Annotated in this window: 16 protein-coding genes; 1 reads left to right on the top strand and 15 read right to left on the bottom strand. The window is 46.5% G+C overall.

The features are described from left to right. Nucleotides 1-11: 11 nt before the first annotated feature. The 14 genes from HNP82_RS04050 to HNP82_RS03985 all read right to left on the bottom strand — a co-directional run bounded on the left by HNP82_RS04050 (nucleotide 12) and on the right by HNP82_RS03985 (nucleotide 13,251). A complete protein-coding gene (locus tag HNP82_RS04050) occupies nucleotides 12-1,373 on the bottom strand; it encodes a HAMP domain-containing sensor histidine kinase (RefSeq protein ID WP_207720545.1) in 1,362 nt (453 codons plus the stop codon). Further along, entirely contained in the window at nucleotides 1,357-2,031 is a 675-nt protein-coding gene (locus HNP82_RS04045) for a response regulator transcription factor (RefSeq protein WP_183771781.1), read from the bottom strand. The genes HNP82_RS04050 and HNP82_RS04045 overlap by 17 nt, the downstream gene beginning before the upstream one ends. 210 nt (nucleotides 2,032-2,241) lie before the next feature. Further along, entirely contained in the window at nucleotides 2,242-2,637 is a 396-nt protein-coding gene (locus HNP82_RS04040; RefSeq protein ID WP_183771779.1) for a helix-turn-helix domain-containing protein, read from the bottom strand. Nucleotides 2,638-2,808: 171 nt separating this feature from the next. Beyond that, nucleotides 2,809-3,240: an RrF2 family transcriptional regulator gene (locus HNP82_RS04035; RefSeq protein ID WP_183771777.1), complete on the bottom strand. Its 432-nt coding sequence runs from the start codon at nucleotides 3,238-3,240 to the stop codon at nucleotides 2,809-2,811. A 28-nt stretch (nucleotides 3,241-3,268) separates the two neighbouring features. Further along, nucleotides 3,269-4,624, bottom strand: coding sequence for an MATE family efflux transporter (locus HNP82_RS04030; RefSeq protein WP_183771775.1), 1,356 nt, complete (start codon nucleotides 4,622-4,624; stop codon nucleotides 3,269-3,271). 114 nt (nucleotides 4,625-4,738) lie between these two features. Continuing rightward, nucleotides 4,739-5,299: a TetR/AcrR family transcriptional regulator gene (locus tag HNP82_RS04025; RefSeq protein WP_183771773.1), complete on the bottom strand. Its 561-nt coding sequence runs from the start codon at nucleotides 5,297-5,299 to the stop codon at nucleotides 4,739-4,741. 64 nt (nucleotides 5,300-5,363) lie between these two features. After that, on the bottom strand, nucleotides 5,364-5,972 hold the full coding sequence (locus tag HNP82_RS04020; RefSeq protein ID WP_183771771.1) for a class I SAM-dependent methyltransferase: 609 nt from the start codon (nucleotides 5,970-5,972) through the stop codon (nucleotides 5,364-5,366). A gap of 151 nt (nucleotides 5,973-6,123) precedes the next feature. Next, a complete protein-coding gene (locus HNP82_RS04015; RefSeq protein WP_183771769.1) occupies nucleotides 6,124-6,516 on the bottom strand; it encodes an RrF2 family transcriptional regulator in 393 nt (130 codons plus the stop codon). Nucleotides 6,517-6,539: 23 nt separating this feature from the next. Beyond that, nucleotides 6,540-6,923, bottom strand: coding sequence for a metal-dependent transcriptional regulator (locus HNP82_RS04010; protein ID WP_183771767.1), 384 nt, complete (start codon nucleotides 6,921-6,923; stop codon nucleotides 6,540-6,542). Nucleotides 6,924-6,935: 12 nt separating this feature from the next. Beyond that, the gene (locus HNP82_RS04005; RefSeq protein WP_183771765.1) at nucleotides 6,936-8,645 is read right to left on the bottom strand and encodes an ABC transporter ATP-binding protein; all 1,710 of its coding nucleotides are present in this window, start codon (nucleotides 8,643-8,645) and stop codon (nucleotides 6,936-6,938) included. After that, a complete protein-coding gene (locus HNP82_RS04000; RefSeq protein ID WP_183771762.1) occupies nucleotides 8,638-10,401 on the bottom strand; it encodes an ABC transporter ATP-binding protein in 1,764 nt (587 codons plus the stop codon). The genes HNP82_RS04005 and HNP82_RS04000 overlap by 8 nt, the downstream gene beginning before the upstream one ends. Then, nucleotides 10,398-11,921: an ABC transporter ATP-binding protein gene (locus tag HNP82_RS03995; protein WP_183771760.1), complete on the bottom strand. Its 1,524-nt coding sequence runs from the start codon at nucleotides 11,919-11,921 to the stop codon at nucleotides 10,398-10,400. Before HNP82_RS03995 ends, HNP82_RS04000 begins: the two co-directional genes overlap by 4 nt. Next, complete coding sequence (locus HNP82_RS03990; protein WP_183771758.1) at nucleotides 11,918-12,643, bottom strand: energy-coupling factor transporter transmembrane component T; 726 nt, start codon at nucleotides 12,641-12,643, stop codon at nucleotides 11,918-11,920. The genes HNP82_RS03995 and HNP82_RS03990 overlap by 4 nt, the downstream gene beginning before the upstream one ends. Next, nucleotides 12,640-13,251 (bottom strand): MptD family putative ECF transporter S component, encoded by a 612-nt coding sequence (locus tag HNP82_RS03985; protein WP_183771756.1) that lies wholly within the window; start codon nucleotides 13,249-13,251, stop codon nucleotides 12,640-12,642. The genes HNP82_RS03990 and HNP82_RS03985 overlap by 4 nt, the downstream gene beginning before the upstream one ends. Nucleotides 13,252-13,437: 186 nt before the next feature. On the opposite strand from HNP82_RS03985, the gene HNP82_RS03980 reads away from it, so the two are divergent. Beyond that, nucleotides 13,438-14,418: an AraC family transcriptional regulator gene (locus HNP82_RS03980; protein WP_183771754.1), complete on the top strand. Its 981-nt coding sequence runs from the start codon at nucleotides 13,438-13,440 to the stop codon at nucleotides 14,416-14,418. A 190-nt stretch (nucleotides 14,419-14,608) separates the two neighbouring features. Here the strand turns inward: HNP82_RS03980 and HNP82_RS03975 are convergent, their stop codons facing one another. Next, the gene (locus HNP82_RS03975; protein ID WP_183771752.1) at nucleotides 14,609-14,998 is read right to left on the bottom strand and encodes an RrF2 family transcriptional regulator; all 390 of its coding nucleotides are present in this window, start codon (nucleotides 14,996-14,998) and stop codon (nucleotides 14,609-14,611) included. Nucleotides 14,999-15,021 lie beyond the last annotated feature (23 nt).

The following is a 15,021-nucleotide window of genomic DNA, read 5'->3' as shown; positions in this document are numbered from 1 at the left end:
ATTAACATTCACTACAAAAATACCGTAAATTTTACGCCAGCCTCCGTATTTTCCATGCAGCAATCAATCCCATGATGTTCTAAAATCATTTTGGTAATATAAAGTCCCAGACCACTGCCGCCGCTGTTCCGGTTCCGGGATTTATCCGGCCGGTAGAAGGGTTTAAAGATCTTCTTCAGATCCTCCTCCGGCAGATGAACGCCGCTGTTCTCTACAGAAAACAGCCCATCTTTTAATGAAACGGCTACCCTTGCGCCTGCCTGGGAATAGATCACCGCATTGCTCAATACATTATCCAGCGCCATCTCCAACAGCCGCCCATCCCCACGGTAATGCACTTCCGGATGGATGTCCATAGTAAGATCCATTCCTTTATCTTCCATCCTTCCCATGATCTTCCGGCATGCCCGCTCTGCCATCGGACTCAAATCCAGATCTGAACAGGAAAGCTGAAAATCACTGCCGCCCATCCGGGCCGCCATAAGGATCTCCTTCACGATTTTTCCCATATCATCGGTGATTTTCAGGCAATGGCGCAGATAAGCATCCCGGTCTTTATACTCTCCTACCTGATAGAGCATCCCCTCCAGTTCCCCTTTGAGGATGGCAATCGGCGTTTTTAATTCGTGGGAAACGGCTGTAAAAAAATCAATCCTCTGTTTTTCCTGTTCCCGCTCCCGTTCAATATCCTGCTGCAGCTGTTCATTGGCGGCCTGCAGACGCTCCATTGTGCTGCTTAACCGCTGGGCCATTTCATTCAGGCTGGCAGCCAGTACACCGATCTCGTCTTTTCGGTTGACTTCACACTTCCAGGTCATATCCAGGGTGGTCATCCGTTTCGCCACATTGCTGATACTAACCAGTGGCTTGGAGTAGTACCGGGAACAAACCACCGCCCCCATGACGGAGATCAGCAGAATCACAACGGCGATCAAGGGGATGAGCTTCAGCAGGATGTCATAAGATTGCGCCACCGCGACCAGGGCGGCATTGGCAAATACATGGTAGGTCTGCCCGCCTTGCTGGAATGTAGCGGAACAGCTCATAGAGGGGGCAGAAGTGTCCAGGTTCTCCATATCGGCAAAATTCACGGAGAACAGATTATTCCCATAATGATCGTTGACTTTCACCGAAGCGTTGTTCCTCATGGAAAACTCCATCAAACTGTCCGAACTGGCCTCCCAGCCGTTCCGCTCCAGGACCGCCATCAAGTCATAAAAATCGGAAGTAACCTGGCCTTCCAGCTCCGTATGATAATTTCTCGGCAGAAAGATCATTACCATGCCGTAAATGAGGATGCAGCAGACCACCAGCAGCGCCAGCATACTGAGGAAGGTCTTGGCCTGAATGCTCCCGCTAATCTTCCTTTTCAATTTTATATCCCGCCCCTCTTATGGTTTCGATGTAGTCCACACCCAGCTTTTTACGGATGTTCTTGATGTGGGTGTTTATGATTTTTTCGTCGCCAACATAATCGTAGCCCCAAACCGTGTCCAGCAGCCTTTCCCTGGACACCACCCGGCCCTGGTTTTCCAGAAGGAGCTTCAAAATCTCAAATTCCCTGGTGGTCAGGGAAACGCTTTCTGTTCCCACAAGGACGGAAAGGCTGTCCGTATCCACCGTGATTTCCTTATAGCGTATCACGGTATTGGGCGCAGCGCCGCCCTGTTCGGCCCGCCGCAGTACCGCTTCGATATGCTTCATCACCACCGGCATGGAAAAGGGCTTGGTGACGTAATCATCGGCCAGGGCGTCAAAGCCCTTCATCTGGCTGTCGTCATCGTCCAATGCGGTGAGCATGATAATGGGGACATGGCTTTCTTTCCGCAGAATTTCGCACACGGCAAAGCCGTCAATTTTCGGGAGCATTAAGTCTAAAAGCACCAGGTTGGGCCTGTTCGCCCGGAACTGTTCGATCCCTTCCAGACCATCCGCGGCCAGGACCACCGTGTAGCCTGCGTCCTCCAGGAACGCCCTGATAATATTCTGAATGGATGTTTCATCTTCTATAACCAAAATCAGTTTTGACATTGCTTGCACCTCCATAAGTAGTGTATCACACGAATGTGGAGTTCCGGTGGAGTTGGGACACTTTTTTTCAGTCAATCACAACCTTTTCGGTTCTCAAAAAATCCCCGGATATTTCCAATGATCCGGAAGCGCAGAAAAAGCAGGAACCGCATTGGATTCCTGCCCTATCAATTTACTATTCTGTTCGGACTTTTCCCATTCTGTGTACTTTCACACTTCCTGTTCTTCATCGGATTTCCCCATGTACCGAATATAGTCCTCCCATGTCTCGATCTCCGGATGCTGGTCATACCATTCCCGTATATGGAGTGCCGACTTGTATACCCGCTCAATCTGTTGCGGTGTCAACTGAAGCATCTCCTGATAGAGCCTGTGCATCAGAAGCCCTGTCTCATCGCGGGGCGCGTAAATACAAATGTCCGCCGATAAACGAAGCGTTACGACACATTTTAAAAATATTTCCGTGCCATGCTTGCTGGTTCCATCTTCTAATCGCCTTACTGTTCGTATATCCACATCTAAGGCATCAGCAAGCTGAAGCTGCGTCCATCCTTTTGCTTCCCGGGCTTCCTTGATAATCCTGCCTGTAAATTCAAAATCATTCATGTATATTTCCTCCGTTTCGACTCATTTTAGCATGTTTTAACGGAAATTCAAAACAAAGTACTTCATACGATACGCAATATTTTGCAGGTCATCACCATTGGACCGAAATGTTGATAAAATCAGCAAAGTGGACGGCTCGCTTCAGTCACAGCACAACATTTGACGGCTCTTTTATGTATTTGCCTTCCCGATTTGTCTGTTTAATTCCCCACACTCTGTCTGTGACAAATCTGAAATCGTAATGCTCTCCAGCTGCCTGTGTATCCCTTTTTCCAGTCGTCTATATGTACATTCCAGTGTGTGAAAATCCTCCTTCGGTAGTCTTTTATCCGGCAGAACAGCCACATTGCCTTTACGATTCATGGCCATAATGACATCCATCAGACTGATTTTAGCCGGCGGCCGTGACAACTGATAGCCGCCGGCGGAGCCATGCCCCACATGGACGAATCCTGCCTCCCGCAGTCTGGCTCCAATCTGAAGCAGATAACGGGGCGATACGCCAATAGCTTTTGCCAGTTTGGAGGAGGAAACGACTCCGGAAGCCCTGGACAGGCAGATCAGCATCCGGATCGCATAGTCTGTTGAAGCGTTGAGCCACATACTGATTTCCTCCTTATCTCAAATATAGCTACATTTCCGAAGAGATCCGATTTCCTTCTTTCGTTCCCTTCCATCCCTTTTTCAAATATACGTTTCCTGTTAAAGCGGCTGCAATACTGGCAACGACATGACTGACTAAAACTGCGGCCCAGATCCCATTAAGGCCCAAATTCAAATGGGACAATAAATAAGCAAGGGGCATCCTTACGATAATGTAGTAAAAAATCATCAAAAACATGCTTTTAGAGGGTTTTCCCAAACCATTAAGTGACCCCAGATAACAGTTTGTGACCGTATTCAAAATATACCCAATGCCGACAATCAAAAAATAGGTACCTACAATCTCTGCCACTTCATCGCTTCTCACAAACAGTCCGGAAAGCTGTCTGGAAAAACCGACAACCAACACAGAAAGAATCACCAGCAGGCCGCAGCCATATTTCAGACCGCATTTCAGATAATCTCTTGCCCGGTCATACCGGTTCCCGCCGGCACACTGGCCAATGATCGTTGTCAGGACCATATTCAGAGCCATGGCCGGATAAAAAAGAATGATCTCCAGTTTCCCTGTTACCCCATAAGCCGCAATGGCTGTGATGCTGTATGTACTGACAAGGGCTGTAAGAAACGTGGTGCTGATCGCCGGTATGCTTTGCTGGACCACAGAAGGAACGGCTTTCTGAATCAGCAGCCATATATCCGCTTTATCAAAGCTGGAAAGTTTAAATGCAAACAGTTTCTTCTTTTTAATGTAAAACAGCATAAATACAAGGCAGATGCCCTCTGACAATACCGTGGCTATAGCCGCGCCGTTGAATCCGATAAAATGAATGAAAATAGGGTCAAGAATCGCGTTTAATATGGTTGTCGTCAGCATGGCAATAGCCTGAAACATAGAGTTTCCAAAACTGCGCAGCACCGCAGCGAAATAACAGTATAAATAAATTGCCAGATAACCTAACACATAGATGGATAAATAGCTGTATGCCATATCATAAGTTTCCGCCGGAGTATTTAAAACATTTAAGATCGTCGGAAGCAAAATCTCCAGTATGACAGTCACTCCAATGGAAAAGACGACAGCCACACAAAAAGAAGTGCCGATTAAACTTTCCGTTCGTTTTTCATTTTTTGAGCCAATGGCCTGGGAAAGCAAAATGGATACACCGTTTGTGGCTCCCATGGCAACGGAGGTCAAAATTAAAATAATCGGTGTGGAATTTGTTAAGGCAGCATACGCTGTTTCTCCCAGTAAGTTGCCGATCCAAAGGCTGTCCACCAGATTATACATCATATTCAAAAACATGGCCGCAACCATTGGCAGCGCCATTGCCAGCAGACAATGCCTTGTATTGCCGCCGATAAAATCAATTTTCTTCATCATCGTTCTTCCTTTCCGCTCTAACAGGCTTCATTGATTTAAAATGTAAATGTTATTATTGAATGAACATTATTCATTTATAGGCTATTAAAATTCCCCTACTGGGAGCAGGGGCTTTTAAAGATGGAGCGCGTAAATCAGAAATTTACGAATCCGGTTTGCTTTTTCCTTTTGGTCCATACCATCGTCCAGCAGAATACCAAGCTGCCCATAAATGCAGAACATTGCCGCCGTTTTCAGATCCTCAAGCTGGATCTCTCCATTTTCCCGGGCATTCTGCAGCATTTTTTCGATCACTGGCACAAGTTTTTCACAGGTTTTGAGAGAAAGCTGGTTATGGAACTTTTTGTTTTGCGGGCCATGGAAGACTGCGTAATATTTTGTATTTTGATCTTCTACATTCAACGGCATCTCCTCGATGAATTGTTTTAATGGCATATGGGTGTTTTCAGCCATTTTGGCAAACTGGGATACCAATATATCCGCATACTGCTCAATCGCGCTGTCAAACAATACTTCCTTTGATGGGAAATAACGGTAGCAAAGGCCCTGAGATACCCCGATAGATTTGGCAATATCCGTAATCGTGATTTTTTCATAGCCCTTCTCGCCAAACAGTTTCAGGGCAGCATCAAAGATCTCCTGTCTGCGCTCTTCCGGCTCTTTCGTAATCCGCATACCTCGTTCCTCCTTTCTTCCATGATACCATACCGCTCCCATAAATTCAATGAGTGAATATCAGTCATTTTATACCCATAGAAACGCAAGCCGTATGACCTACCTGCTCCCATGAAATATTATGGAAACATTGAGACAGCAGGGAAATCATCTCTTCTTTTGAATAAATTTTTACATCGCCTTCTTTGCTATGGCGCATATAAAAATTCATAATCGCGCGTCCTACCAAGGGCTGCCAGCAATCTCCAATCAAAAATGTACCGCCCGGTTTTAAAACTCTTTGGACTTCTCCAATGACATTCTCCGGAGCCGGATAATGATGGAAGGAATCGTTGCAGTACACAACATCAAAGAAATTGTCCGCAAACGGAAGATGCTCACTGTCTCCAAGAACCAGCCGAACCTTGCCCGATAATTTGCTCTCAGCAACCGAAAGCATTTTTTCCGATAGATCAATGCCATACAACTCTCTCTGATCATCGACCTGCAGCAGCATTTTCATCATCTCTCCCGTCCCGCATCCCAAGTCTAAGGCTCTCTGAAACGGAATATGCGCCAACTTACTCAATAGAACAGGATAGAGTGTTCTTGCATGCTGCCCATGGATATCCTCATCATAAGTATCCGCCTGTTGATTGAATGTGGATTTCGATCTTTCTTTTATATCAGCCATCAGTTATGACCTCCTTTCACTTCACAAGTATATCAGGTTTTTCTGAAATGTCAATGAATATTATTCATTCATTTTGTGAAATAATGATCTCATACAAACAACGTCCGGAAAAATAAGCCATCTTACCTTTCCAGACGTTGTTTTCTTCTCCCTATTCTTCCGGCAGCAGTTCACAAATCGTTACTGTCTGCAGCTGCCTTGTTATCCCAATTTCTAATTCTTCATAAACATGTCTTAAAAGCCTGAACTCCTGCTTTTCTTTTATACATGATCGACATTCTGACAGATCCTTTCTCCCTTCCATAGCAGTAATAACATCCAGCAGACTTATCTCTCCCGGTAATCGAGACAGCCTATATCCTCCGGCAGCGCCAAAACTCACACTGATAAAACCGGCATCCCGCAGTCTGGCTCCAATCTGAAGCAGATAACGCGGAGAGACACCAATCGTTCTGGCCAGTTGGGAGGAGGAAACGGCTCCGGAAGCCTTGGCCAGGCAGATCAGCATCCGGATCGCATAGTCTGTAGAGCTGTTCAGCTGCATCACCAATCCCCTCCTCTGCTTTCTCACAATTCACTGTCTGTACTTTCTTCCTTATACTTTTCCTTCAGACGGGAAAAAGTTTCATCGCTGACCACATGTTCAATACGGCAGGCATCTTTTTCCGCGATTTTCAGATCGACACCGGCCTCCATAAGCCATGCTGTAAAAAACCGATGCCGCTCGTAAATTTTTTCTGCGATCTTGCGCCCCTGTTCTGTCAGATGGAGAAAGTGATCTTCATCCATAATAAGGAAGCCGCCCTCCTGCAGGACTGCTACCGCATGGCAGACGCTGGGCTTGGATACTCCAAGATGCCGAGCCACGTCCACGGAGCGCACCATACCCATTTTTTTATGAAGAACCAGAATAGCCTCCAAATAGTCCTCCCCGGACGCGTAGAGTTTCATCGTTACCTCCAATCAGGCAGAAATTTTTTGTTCGGCGTTCCACATAGCCGCATACTTTCCGCCTTTAGCCAGCAATTCATCGTGAGTACCAGCTTCAGCAATCTTTCCGTCAGATACCACAAGGATTTGATCTGCATTTTTGACGATGGAAAGGGTATGAGCAATCATTACCACAGTCTTTTTCTCTTTCAGCAGATTGGCGATGGCCTGCTTTACTGCCAGTTCATTCTCAATGTCAAGGGACGCTGTTGCTTCATCCAAAAGCAGGATCGGGCTGTTTTTCAGGATAGCGCGGGCGATGGAAATCCGTTGACGCTCACCGCCAGAGAGAAGGTTTCCGTTCTCGCCGGTCGACGTATCATATCCCTTTTCCATCTTGCGGATGAAGCCGTCACAGTTGGCCTCCCGGCAAGCGGCCTCGATTTCCTCGTCCGTGGCATTGGGGCGGGCGTGCCGGATATTATCCCGGATGGTATCGTCAAAGAGAAATACATCCTGGTCTACCATAGAGATTTGTTCCAGTACACGCTCTGCGGCCACATGGTTAATCGGTTTGCCGCCGATTGAAATGGTTCCTCCATTCGCCTCGTAGTATTTTGCAATCAGGTTCAGAATGGTAGATTTGCCGGAACCGGAGTCCCCGACAATGGCTGTGAGTTTCTGGTCTGGCACTGTAAAGGTGGCGTATTTCAGCACCGGCTCTCCGGGTACATACGAGAAGTCCACACTGTCGAAGGTGATTTCATGGGTGGACGTTTGAAACGGCTCCATACTGCCAGTTTCCTCTGGTTCGTTCATTACACCCAAGATTTTGTTTTTGGAGATCATCAGGTTCTTATAGCTGGTGAGGTCTACAAAAATCGAGTTCGCCAGTTTTGCACAAAACAGGGGCAACATACAGATCAAAAGATAGTCTACCGTGTTCAGTGTCCCTGCGGCCCAAGGCGCATACGCTGTCCAAATAACCAGCGGGCAGGACAGCCAGCTTAGAATGCCAAATCCAGCGCCGATAGGCAGTACCTTTGCTTCATACACAAAGCTGATCCGGCAGAACTCCCGCATGGCGCCTATAACGGTTTTATTCTTCAATCCACCTACGCCATAGGCCCGGAAAGTTTGAATACCAGACACATACTCCACAATGCTGCTGACATTCTCCGCACAAATATCATTCTTTTCTTTACCATACTTCCGAACCATACGGAAAGAAAGCCACAGTCCAGGGATCAAAAGCAGATCGGCAATCAGCAGGATAATTCCGGCAGGCACATAAATAGTCATCACAAAAATAATCAGCATGAGCGAAAGTGCAAAACTCTTTGCCAGATCACCGATCTTATGGGTCAGGATTTTTTCATAGTTGTTTACATCGCTTGTGATGGTATTGATATAATCGCCGGTCTGTCCCTGGGTAAACCGGGATAGCGGGATACGCTTCAAATGGTCGCCCATAAAAAGCCGGATGTTTTTACTGACCTCTGCGCCGCCAATCTGCGCTTTGGTATAACCATAGCTGTAAATCAGAATACGAAGCAGGAAAATGACCGCAATTACACCAGTCAATATCAATGCCCGGTTCATGTCAAACTGCCCTGACCACAGAAATTGCATGACTGAGTAAAGAAGCATGAACAAGCTGCCGGAGAGAAGCCCTTCCAGAACAGTCCCGCCAACGCCAATATAAAAATTACGGTTCTTTTTCAATACATCATGCTCACTCATGCTGCTCGCCTCCCTCCAACTGATAAGTAATATTCCGGGCTGTTTCGTAGTCCTCCCACGCCTTCCGATAGTAAGCATTGTTCTTTCGGACTTCCTCATGGGTTCCGACACAAGTAATTGTGTGATTTTCAACCACTGCTACACGCTCGCACATCTTCAACGCGCTCAAACGATGGGCTACCACAATGACCGTCTTTCCCTTGCAGAGATTTTGAATGGCTTTGTCAATCTCCATCTGATTTTCCGGGTCAGAGGCGCTTGTGGCTTCGTCTAAAATCAAAATGGGGGCGTTCTTCAGGATAGCGCGGGCGATGGCAATCCGCTGTTTTTCACCGCCGGAGAAGCGAGAGCCGAAGCTGCCCACCTTCGTGTCATATCCATCCGGCAAAGACATGATGAAATCATCAATCTGCGCCTCTTTTGCGGCGGCCCGCACTTCTTCCAGAGTGGCGTTACTGCCCATGCGGATATTTTCTAAAACGCTGTCACGGGTCAGAAATGTCTTTTGGAACACAATAGCGACATTTTTCAGAATAGTATCATAATTGAGTTCCTTTACATTTTTCCCGCCAATCAACACTTCACCTTCCTGCACATCATAGAATCGGGAGATTAGTTCAATCACGGTACTTTTACCGGCACCAGACTGTCCCACAAGGGCCATGCGTTCACCATCTTTAATTTTGAGATTGACGCCTTGCAGTACATCGGTCTTGCCATCATAGGAAAAGCGAACATTCCAAAGTTCAATATCGTGATTTTGGGGAAAGTCCGTTCCACCCTCATAAATTGGAATATCCAGTATCTCTTTGGTCTTAGTAACAGCGTTCAGCACATTAGCAAAATTAGTCCCCAATTCCTGCAGGGGGCGGATTTCCGTCAGATACATGGAACCTACATAGACGAACAGCAAAAATGCGCTGGCTGCCAGCGAGCCTTTCAGGAAAAACATTCCGCCGATTGGAACCATCAGCAACATCCCACATTCGATGATAACAACAAAGGCCGCATAAGGTGGCCCCATGCGCCGGGAAGTTTCATTCCACATGGCGTTTTCTTCCTGGATAGCGTCTGAAAACTTTTGAAACGATTTGCTCCCCATGTTATAGGCTTTAATCAATTTCATGCCGCTGATGTACTCAATCATAACCGAGTTCAGTGTGGTAATGGAGCGATTGGCCCGTTCCATCAGGTCATCCGTATTGCGGAACATCATCCCCATTACAACAACAGCAAGGATCAGCGGAACCAGGGAAATCAATGCCAGAGGAATATTGACGGTCATCAGATAAATAAAGATGACTACCGGCCCCACCAGATAGCACACAAGGTCAGGAAGGTTATGGGCCAGGAACAGCTCCAGCTTTTCAACATCCTCATTCAGAACCGTTTTTATATCCCCGGTGCGCCGTTCATTCAAGGCCCCCAAAGGCGCTCTGGCCATGTGTTCTGCAACCATGCAGCGCACTTTGAACAGTGCGCCGTATGCGCCTTTATGGGCTGCCACGCCGGAACAGCCGAATAGTGCAAAACGCAGGGTGACAGCGGCGGCAATCATTGCCACAGTCTGTACCACAAGTTCTTTTGTGCAGGCATTGTCAAATGTGGCATCCATCAACCTGTAAATCCCAATATACGGAACAATAATGCAAAGCCCACTGCACATGGACAGCAGGATTGCCAGGAACAGCCAGATTTTCTGGCCTCCGGCCCAATGGAGCAGCAAAGCTACTCTGTTTTCTCTTTTCTGTTTCATAGATTACCTCTCCTTCCATCTGAATGGCCCAGGCCACCTTCTCTGTCTCCTTCGGAGACATTCACCTTGACAGAGAACAGCTCTCTCAATTTCGGGAGGGCATCCATCACAACAGGTACATCATCGGGCATTTCGCCCTCGTCAAAATGCAGGACGCGGGAGCAGGTTCGGCAGACAAACTCAAAATCATGGGTAACGATGAAAATAACCTTTCCCATATCAGACAATCGCCGGATCAGCCCTGCCACCTGTGCCATACTGTCAAAATCCAGGCCGCTGGTCGGTTCATCAAATACCAGAAGATTTTTCCCGCAGATCATACTGACCGCCACCGCTACCCGTTGCTTTTGACCGCCTGACAGGGTGTTCGGGTGTCGTTCCCGGTAAGAAGCAAGCCCCAATTCTTCCAGTGTTTCCACCACTAATTTCTGATCGGGATTGCGAATACCAAAGGAGCATTCTGCCTCAACACTGTCAGCAAACAATTCGTAGTTCACATCCTGCATGACCATGTAAGACTTCTTCAGCCTTGCCTTTCGGTCCATCGGTCTGCCATCCCACAGGAATTGTCCATCACAGTCCTTATGCAGCCCGCACAAGGCGCGGGAAAAGGTCGTTTTGCCTGCTCCGTTATGACCAACTACGCCGATCACTTCTCCCTTCGCGGCGGAGAGGGCGATATGATGTAAAATCGTCCTCTTTTTGTAGCGGAGTGTTACATCTTGAAGTTCAAGTATGGGTGCTGAAACAGGCAGGCACTTCTGTGGGGGAAGTACCTCTGTCAAATCTACCGCCCGCAGCCCCATATATTCGCGTTCATTTTCCGGCAAGCGACGAAATTCTTCCGGAGTATAAACCCTTTTGATTTTTCCTTTTTCCAGATAAACAATACGGTCGGCAAGTTCCATCAGGTAGTACAGCCGGTGTTCTGCAATTAAAATCGTTTTGCCCTGGCTTTTTATCAGCCGCAGGTGTTCCTTCAACTCCTGAATAGATGTCATATCCAAATTAGAAGACGGCTCATCCAGCAGATAAATTTTCGGGTTCATAGCATAGACAGAAGCAAAAGCGATTTTCTGCTTTTCACCGCCGGACAGTTCAAAAATGTTCCTGCTCCGCAGCTTCCGGATATGCAGATCTTCTGTTGTCTGTTCTACTCTCTCGGCCAATTCCCGGGGAGGGCGGGCCTCATTCTCAATACCGAAGGCGATCTCGCTGTCTGTGTCCACATTGAAAAATTGTGTCCGTGGATTTTGAAAGACCGAACCAACCTTTGCGGCAATCTGGTACATGGGAAGATTACTGATCTCCTGACCGTCTACCAGCACACGGCCATGAAATTCCCCCTGATAAAACTGCGGGATCAATCCATTGACCAGGCGTGTAATCGTTGTTTTGCCACACCCGCTGCGCCCACAGAACAGGACACATTCTCCATCTGCAATTTTCAGATTGATGTCATGCAGGCCATCATGCTCTTGCCCATCATAAGAAAAGGATACATTTTCAAGCTCAATCAACCGATGACACCTCCCCGCACACACAATTCAAAAATCAGAAAAGCAACGGCAACCGCCATAATCATCCAATCAGCAATTCCGCACTTTATCTGAACAAGGCAGGTGCGTGGATTAGGATTTTCTATTCCGCGGGTAACAGAAGCGATGGAAAGTTCATCTGCCGCTTTCGAGGCCGTCATCATCAACGGCACATAGATACACTCTACCGTCATTCCCGGATGGGACAGAAAGCCCCCCAAAGAAGGGGAAACATCTCTCATCCGCATAGCGTCCTTGATATATCGCCAATCCTCCTGGATGGTCGGAATATAACGCAGCATGACCGCCAACGGGATCACTAATTTCTTCGGCGCATGGACACGGTTCATCGCGGACAGAAACTCATTCACCTTTGTTGTTGACAGTACAATTCCGGCCAACATCCCACAGGCATAGACTTTATGAAACAGACCTAAAAAGGCGATGAACATCGTCCGCAGCGTTCCTGTCATTTCAGCCATGATCCAGACCGTCAAAACGCAGATGACCGCATAGAAGCACACTGCCTTGATGACATATTTCCATTTTCCGAAGAATATTCCCAATATTGCAATCAGCACAACAAGTGCGAATTGGTATGCAAGTGAAGGAGCGAACATGGACGCCAAAACACAGATCAGGATAAGAAAGAGCTTGGCTCGTGGGTCAAGCCAAAGCCCTTTCTTCTGGCGCTCACCGCTCATGCCGTGATACCCGCCTTTTCAAACTGCTTTTTCAGCATTTTGCAGCCTACAAAGGCACTGATTGCCGATGTAATGATAGCGGCGGCAAACATGGCAATCAGGATACCGGTGTTGGCGGTTGCCTGCATGGTGTCAATGTAGCTCTGTTCGGTTCCGTTACCCAGCATGGTCTGCGCCCAGCCATTGGGGTCAGCAAAGAAAACGATGTACGATCCAGTGCCGCCCAAGGAGAACAGGATATATGCAAGACTGTTGAGCTTTTTGCTCTTATATTGTCCCGCCCCAGCAACAAAATCGGCGACCACCGCCATAATCAGATAGCCCAGCGCAAAGGCCCAGTGCATACCCGTAACGAACCAGATGATACAAATGACAACGCCCATGATAGAAAGGCTCCACCTCTTTTGAACCTTTGCGATCATCAGCAGGAAAACAGGCCCCGCAAGCAGTCCGCTCCCGGCCGGCATAAAGAATGTAAGAACCGGGTTAGGTGCAAAAAAGATACCGCCTATCAGTACAAAAACAAATACCAATGCGGTAAAAATACCTGTTGTTACCAGATCTTTCACGGTAAGACCTTTGCTCAAAGAATTTGTTTGATTACTCATTTTTTCCTCCTACCTTTCGTTGTCTTGACTTGACAAAGGGTTTGTGATATTCTTGGGTTAGATGCTGCTAACCGCTATCTAATACAGTACGCTTGTATCGAACAACATGCAATAGGTTCCGGCAATGTTCGTCCGTTCCTTTCAAAAGTTCGTCCAATCGTTGCAAAAAGGAGGCGGGCTGTTTTTATGTCCGAAATTATCGACAAATTTTATACACCTTTGTTGACTGGTCATGGCTTTATTCCTGACCCAGACAATCAGCAGTATGGCGCTTTGGGGATATGTTGGAAACTTTCTCCCGAAGTTGGAGAAGGCACTTACTGGACTTATGGGCAGAAAGACCTTTATGACATCAAGATACACAATTTTTCGTTTCACAAGGATTTTATGCTGGAATTTTCTTTGCCGGAATGTTTGAGCATTACACGCTATGACTCGATTTCCGGTGAAGAACTATCTCCATACCGCAGATTATCTGCTGGTTGTATCAAAACCTTTATTGGAGGCTACACACCCTATAAAGCATTGATCCACAAGAATATTCCAATCCGTTCCATTGGGATAGAAATCACGCCGGCTTATTATGAAGACTACCTGCAGAGATTATATCCAGAAGCGCAGATCAATCCTGTGGAGGCATTTCAGAAAATTGACCAAACTTCATATTTTCCGGAAATGTCTCGTCTTCTTACAGAGATCAAAAACTATCGCGGAGAAGGCGTTGCAGCAAAACTCTTTTATGAAGGCAAAGTAGCAGAAGCTGTTTCAATGGTTGTAGAATACCAGAAAAAACATCCTGAAAAGATTACTCAAAAGCTATCGCGACAGGACATAGAAAGTATTCAGACAGTTGCATCCTATTTAGGTGATCATTATGCTTCTGATATTTCACTTGAACGTCTGACTCAGATTGCCTGTATGGGAACAACAAAGCTGAAAAGCTGCTTTAAGAAATATTATGACTGTACGATTACAGAATACATCCAACAAAGGCGAATGAGTCAGGCGGAGTATTTGCTTGCATATACGGATCTATCTGTAGGACAGATTGCTCAAACAATAGGATATTCCACATCAAGCCGATTCGCTGAATTGTTTAGAAAAAGTACAGGGTTATTACCTATGGAATATCGTAAGATGGCTCAGAAGAACAAAAATTTGCCTTAATTTGTACAATTTCCTATTTTCAAAATAGGGAAGCAAAAAATCATAAGAAAACCGGGACACATGGTTATCTAGTAGCTGCTGTGTCCCGGTTTAACATTAACTTTTGAAAAAGCACTTAGAAGCTCACAGTTATAGAGCCATGATAACTATCCAGACATTGTCTGGTATTTTCAAATAGTGTAAAACGTTCTCATATAATATCCGAAAGCATTATTTTCTTTAATTCTCTCTCCAGCAAAATATTTAATCTCTGATATGCCATTTCCAAAGTAACCATCTCCTGTTCCAATTCATCTGAAGGCAACCCGCAGATCTTTCCGGTTTGCACGACTCCCTCCATACTCAAAATAACATCATACAGGCTGATCTCCTCTGGATTTTTAAATATTTTTAATCCACCTGACGGTCCATGGACGGCCACAATAAATCCGACTGCTCGCAACTTGCTACTAATTTGGAGCAAATACCTATGCGATATGCCAAGAGATGCCGCAAGTTTTGTAGAGGATAGCGTCTGTCCGTTTTTGGCCAGATATACCAGCATCTGTATGGCATAATCTGTAGATCTGTTCAGCTGCATCGACGTTCTCCTCCTCTGCTTTT

The organism is Catenibacillus scindens (assembly GCF_014202115.1).
In the GTDB taxonomy this organism is placed as follows: Bacteria; Bacillota; Clostridia; order Lachnospirales; family Lachnospiraceae; genus Catenibacillus; species Catenibacillus scindens.
Note: the sequence above shows the minus strand (reverse complement) of the source record. Positions and strands in the feature narration are given on the sequence as shown.

Excerpts from the sequence above, each read along its gene's own strand:
- HNP82_RS04000 (WP_183771762.1), bottom strand. The coding sequence starts at position 10,401 with ATGAAACAGAAAAGAGAAAACAGAGTAGCTTTGCTGCTCCATTGGGCC.
- HNP82_RS03975 (WP_183771752.1), bottom strand. The coding sequence starts at position 14,998 with ATGCAGCTGAACAGATCTACAGATTATGCCATACAGATGCTGGTATAT.
- HNP82_RS04010 (WP_183771767.1), bottom strand. The coding sequence starts at position 6,923 with ATGAAACTCTACGCGTCCGGGGAGGACTATTTGGAGGCTATTCTGGTT.
- HNP82_RS04030 (WP_183771775.1), bottom strand. The coding sequence starts at position 4,624 with ATGATGAAGAAAATTGATTTTATCGGCGGCAATACAAGGCATTGTCTG.
- HNP82_RS03980 (WP_183771754.1), top strand. The coding sequence starts at position 13,438 with ATGTCCGAAATTATCGACAAATTTTATACACCTTTGTTGACTGGTCAT.
- HNP82_RS04020 (WP_183771771.1), bottom strand. The coding sequence starts at position 5,972 with ATGGCTGATATAAAAGAAAGATCGAAATCCACATTCAATCAACAGGCG.
- HNP82_RS03990 (WP_183771758.1), bottom strand. The coding sequence starts at position 12,643 with ATGAGCGGTGAGCGCCAGAAGAAAGGGCTTTGGCTTGACCCACGAGCC.
- HNP82_RS04045 (WP_183771781.1), bottom strand. The coding sequence starts at position 2,031 with ATGTCAAAACTGATTTTGGTTATAGAAGATGAAACATCCATTCAGAAT.
- HNP82_RS04005 (WP_183771765.1), bottom strand. The coding sequence starts at position 8,645 with ATGAGTGAGCATGATGTATTGAAAAAGAACCGTAATTTTTATATTGGC.
- HNP82_RS04035 (WP_183771777.1), bottom strand. The coding sequence starts at position 3,240 with ATGTGGCTCAACGCTTCAACAGACTATGCGATCCGGATGCTGATCTGC.
- HNP82_RS03985 (WP_183771756.1), bottom strand. The coding sequence starts at position 13,251 with ATGAGTAATCAAACAAATTCTTTGAGCAAAGGTCTTACCGTGAAAGAT.
- HNP82_RS04040 (WP_183771779.1), bottom strand. The coding sequence starts at position 2,637 with ATGAATGATTTTGAATTTACAGGCAGGATTATCAAGGAAGCCCGGGAA.
- HNP82_RS04025 (WP_183771773.1), bottom strand. The coding sequence starts at position 5,299 with ATGCGGATTACGAAAGAGCCGGAAGAGCGCAGACAGGAGATCTTTGAT.
- HNP82_RS04015 (WP_183771769.1), bottom strand. The coding sequence starts at position 6,516 with ATGCAGCTGAACAGCTCTACAGACTATGCGATCCGGATGCTGATCTGC.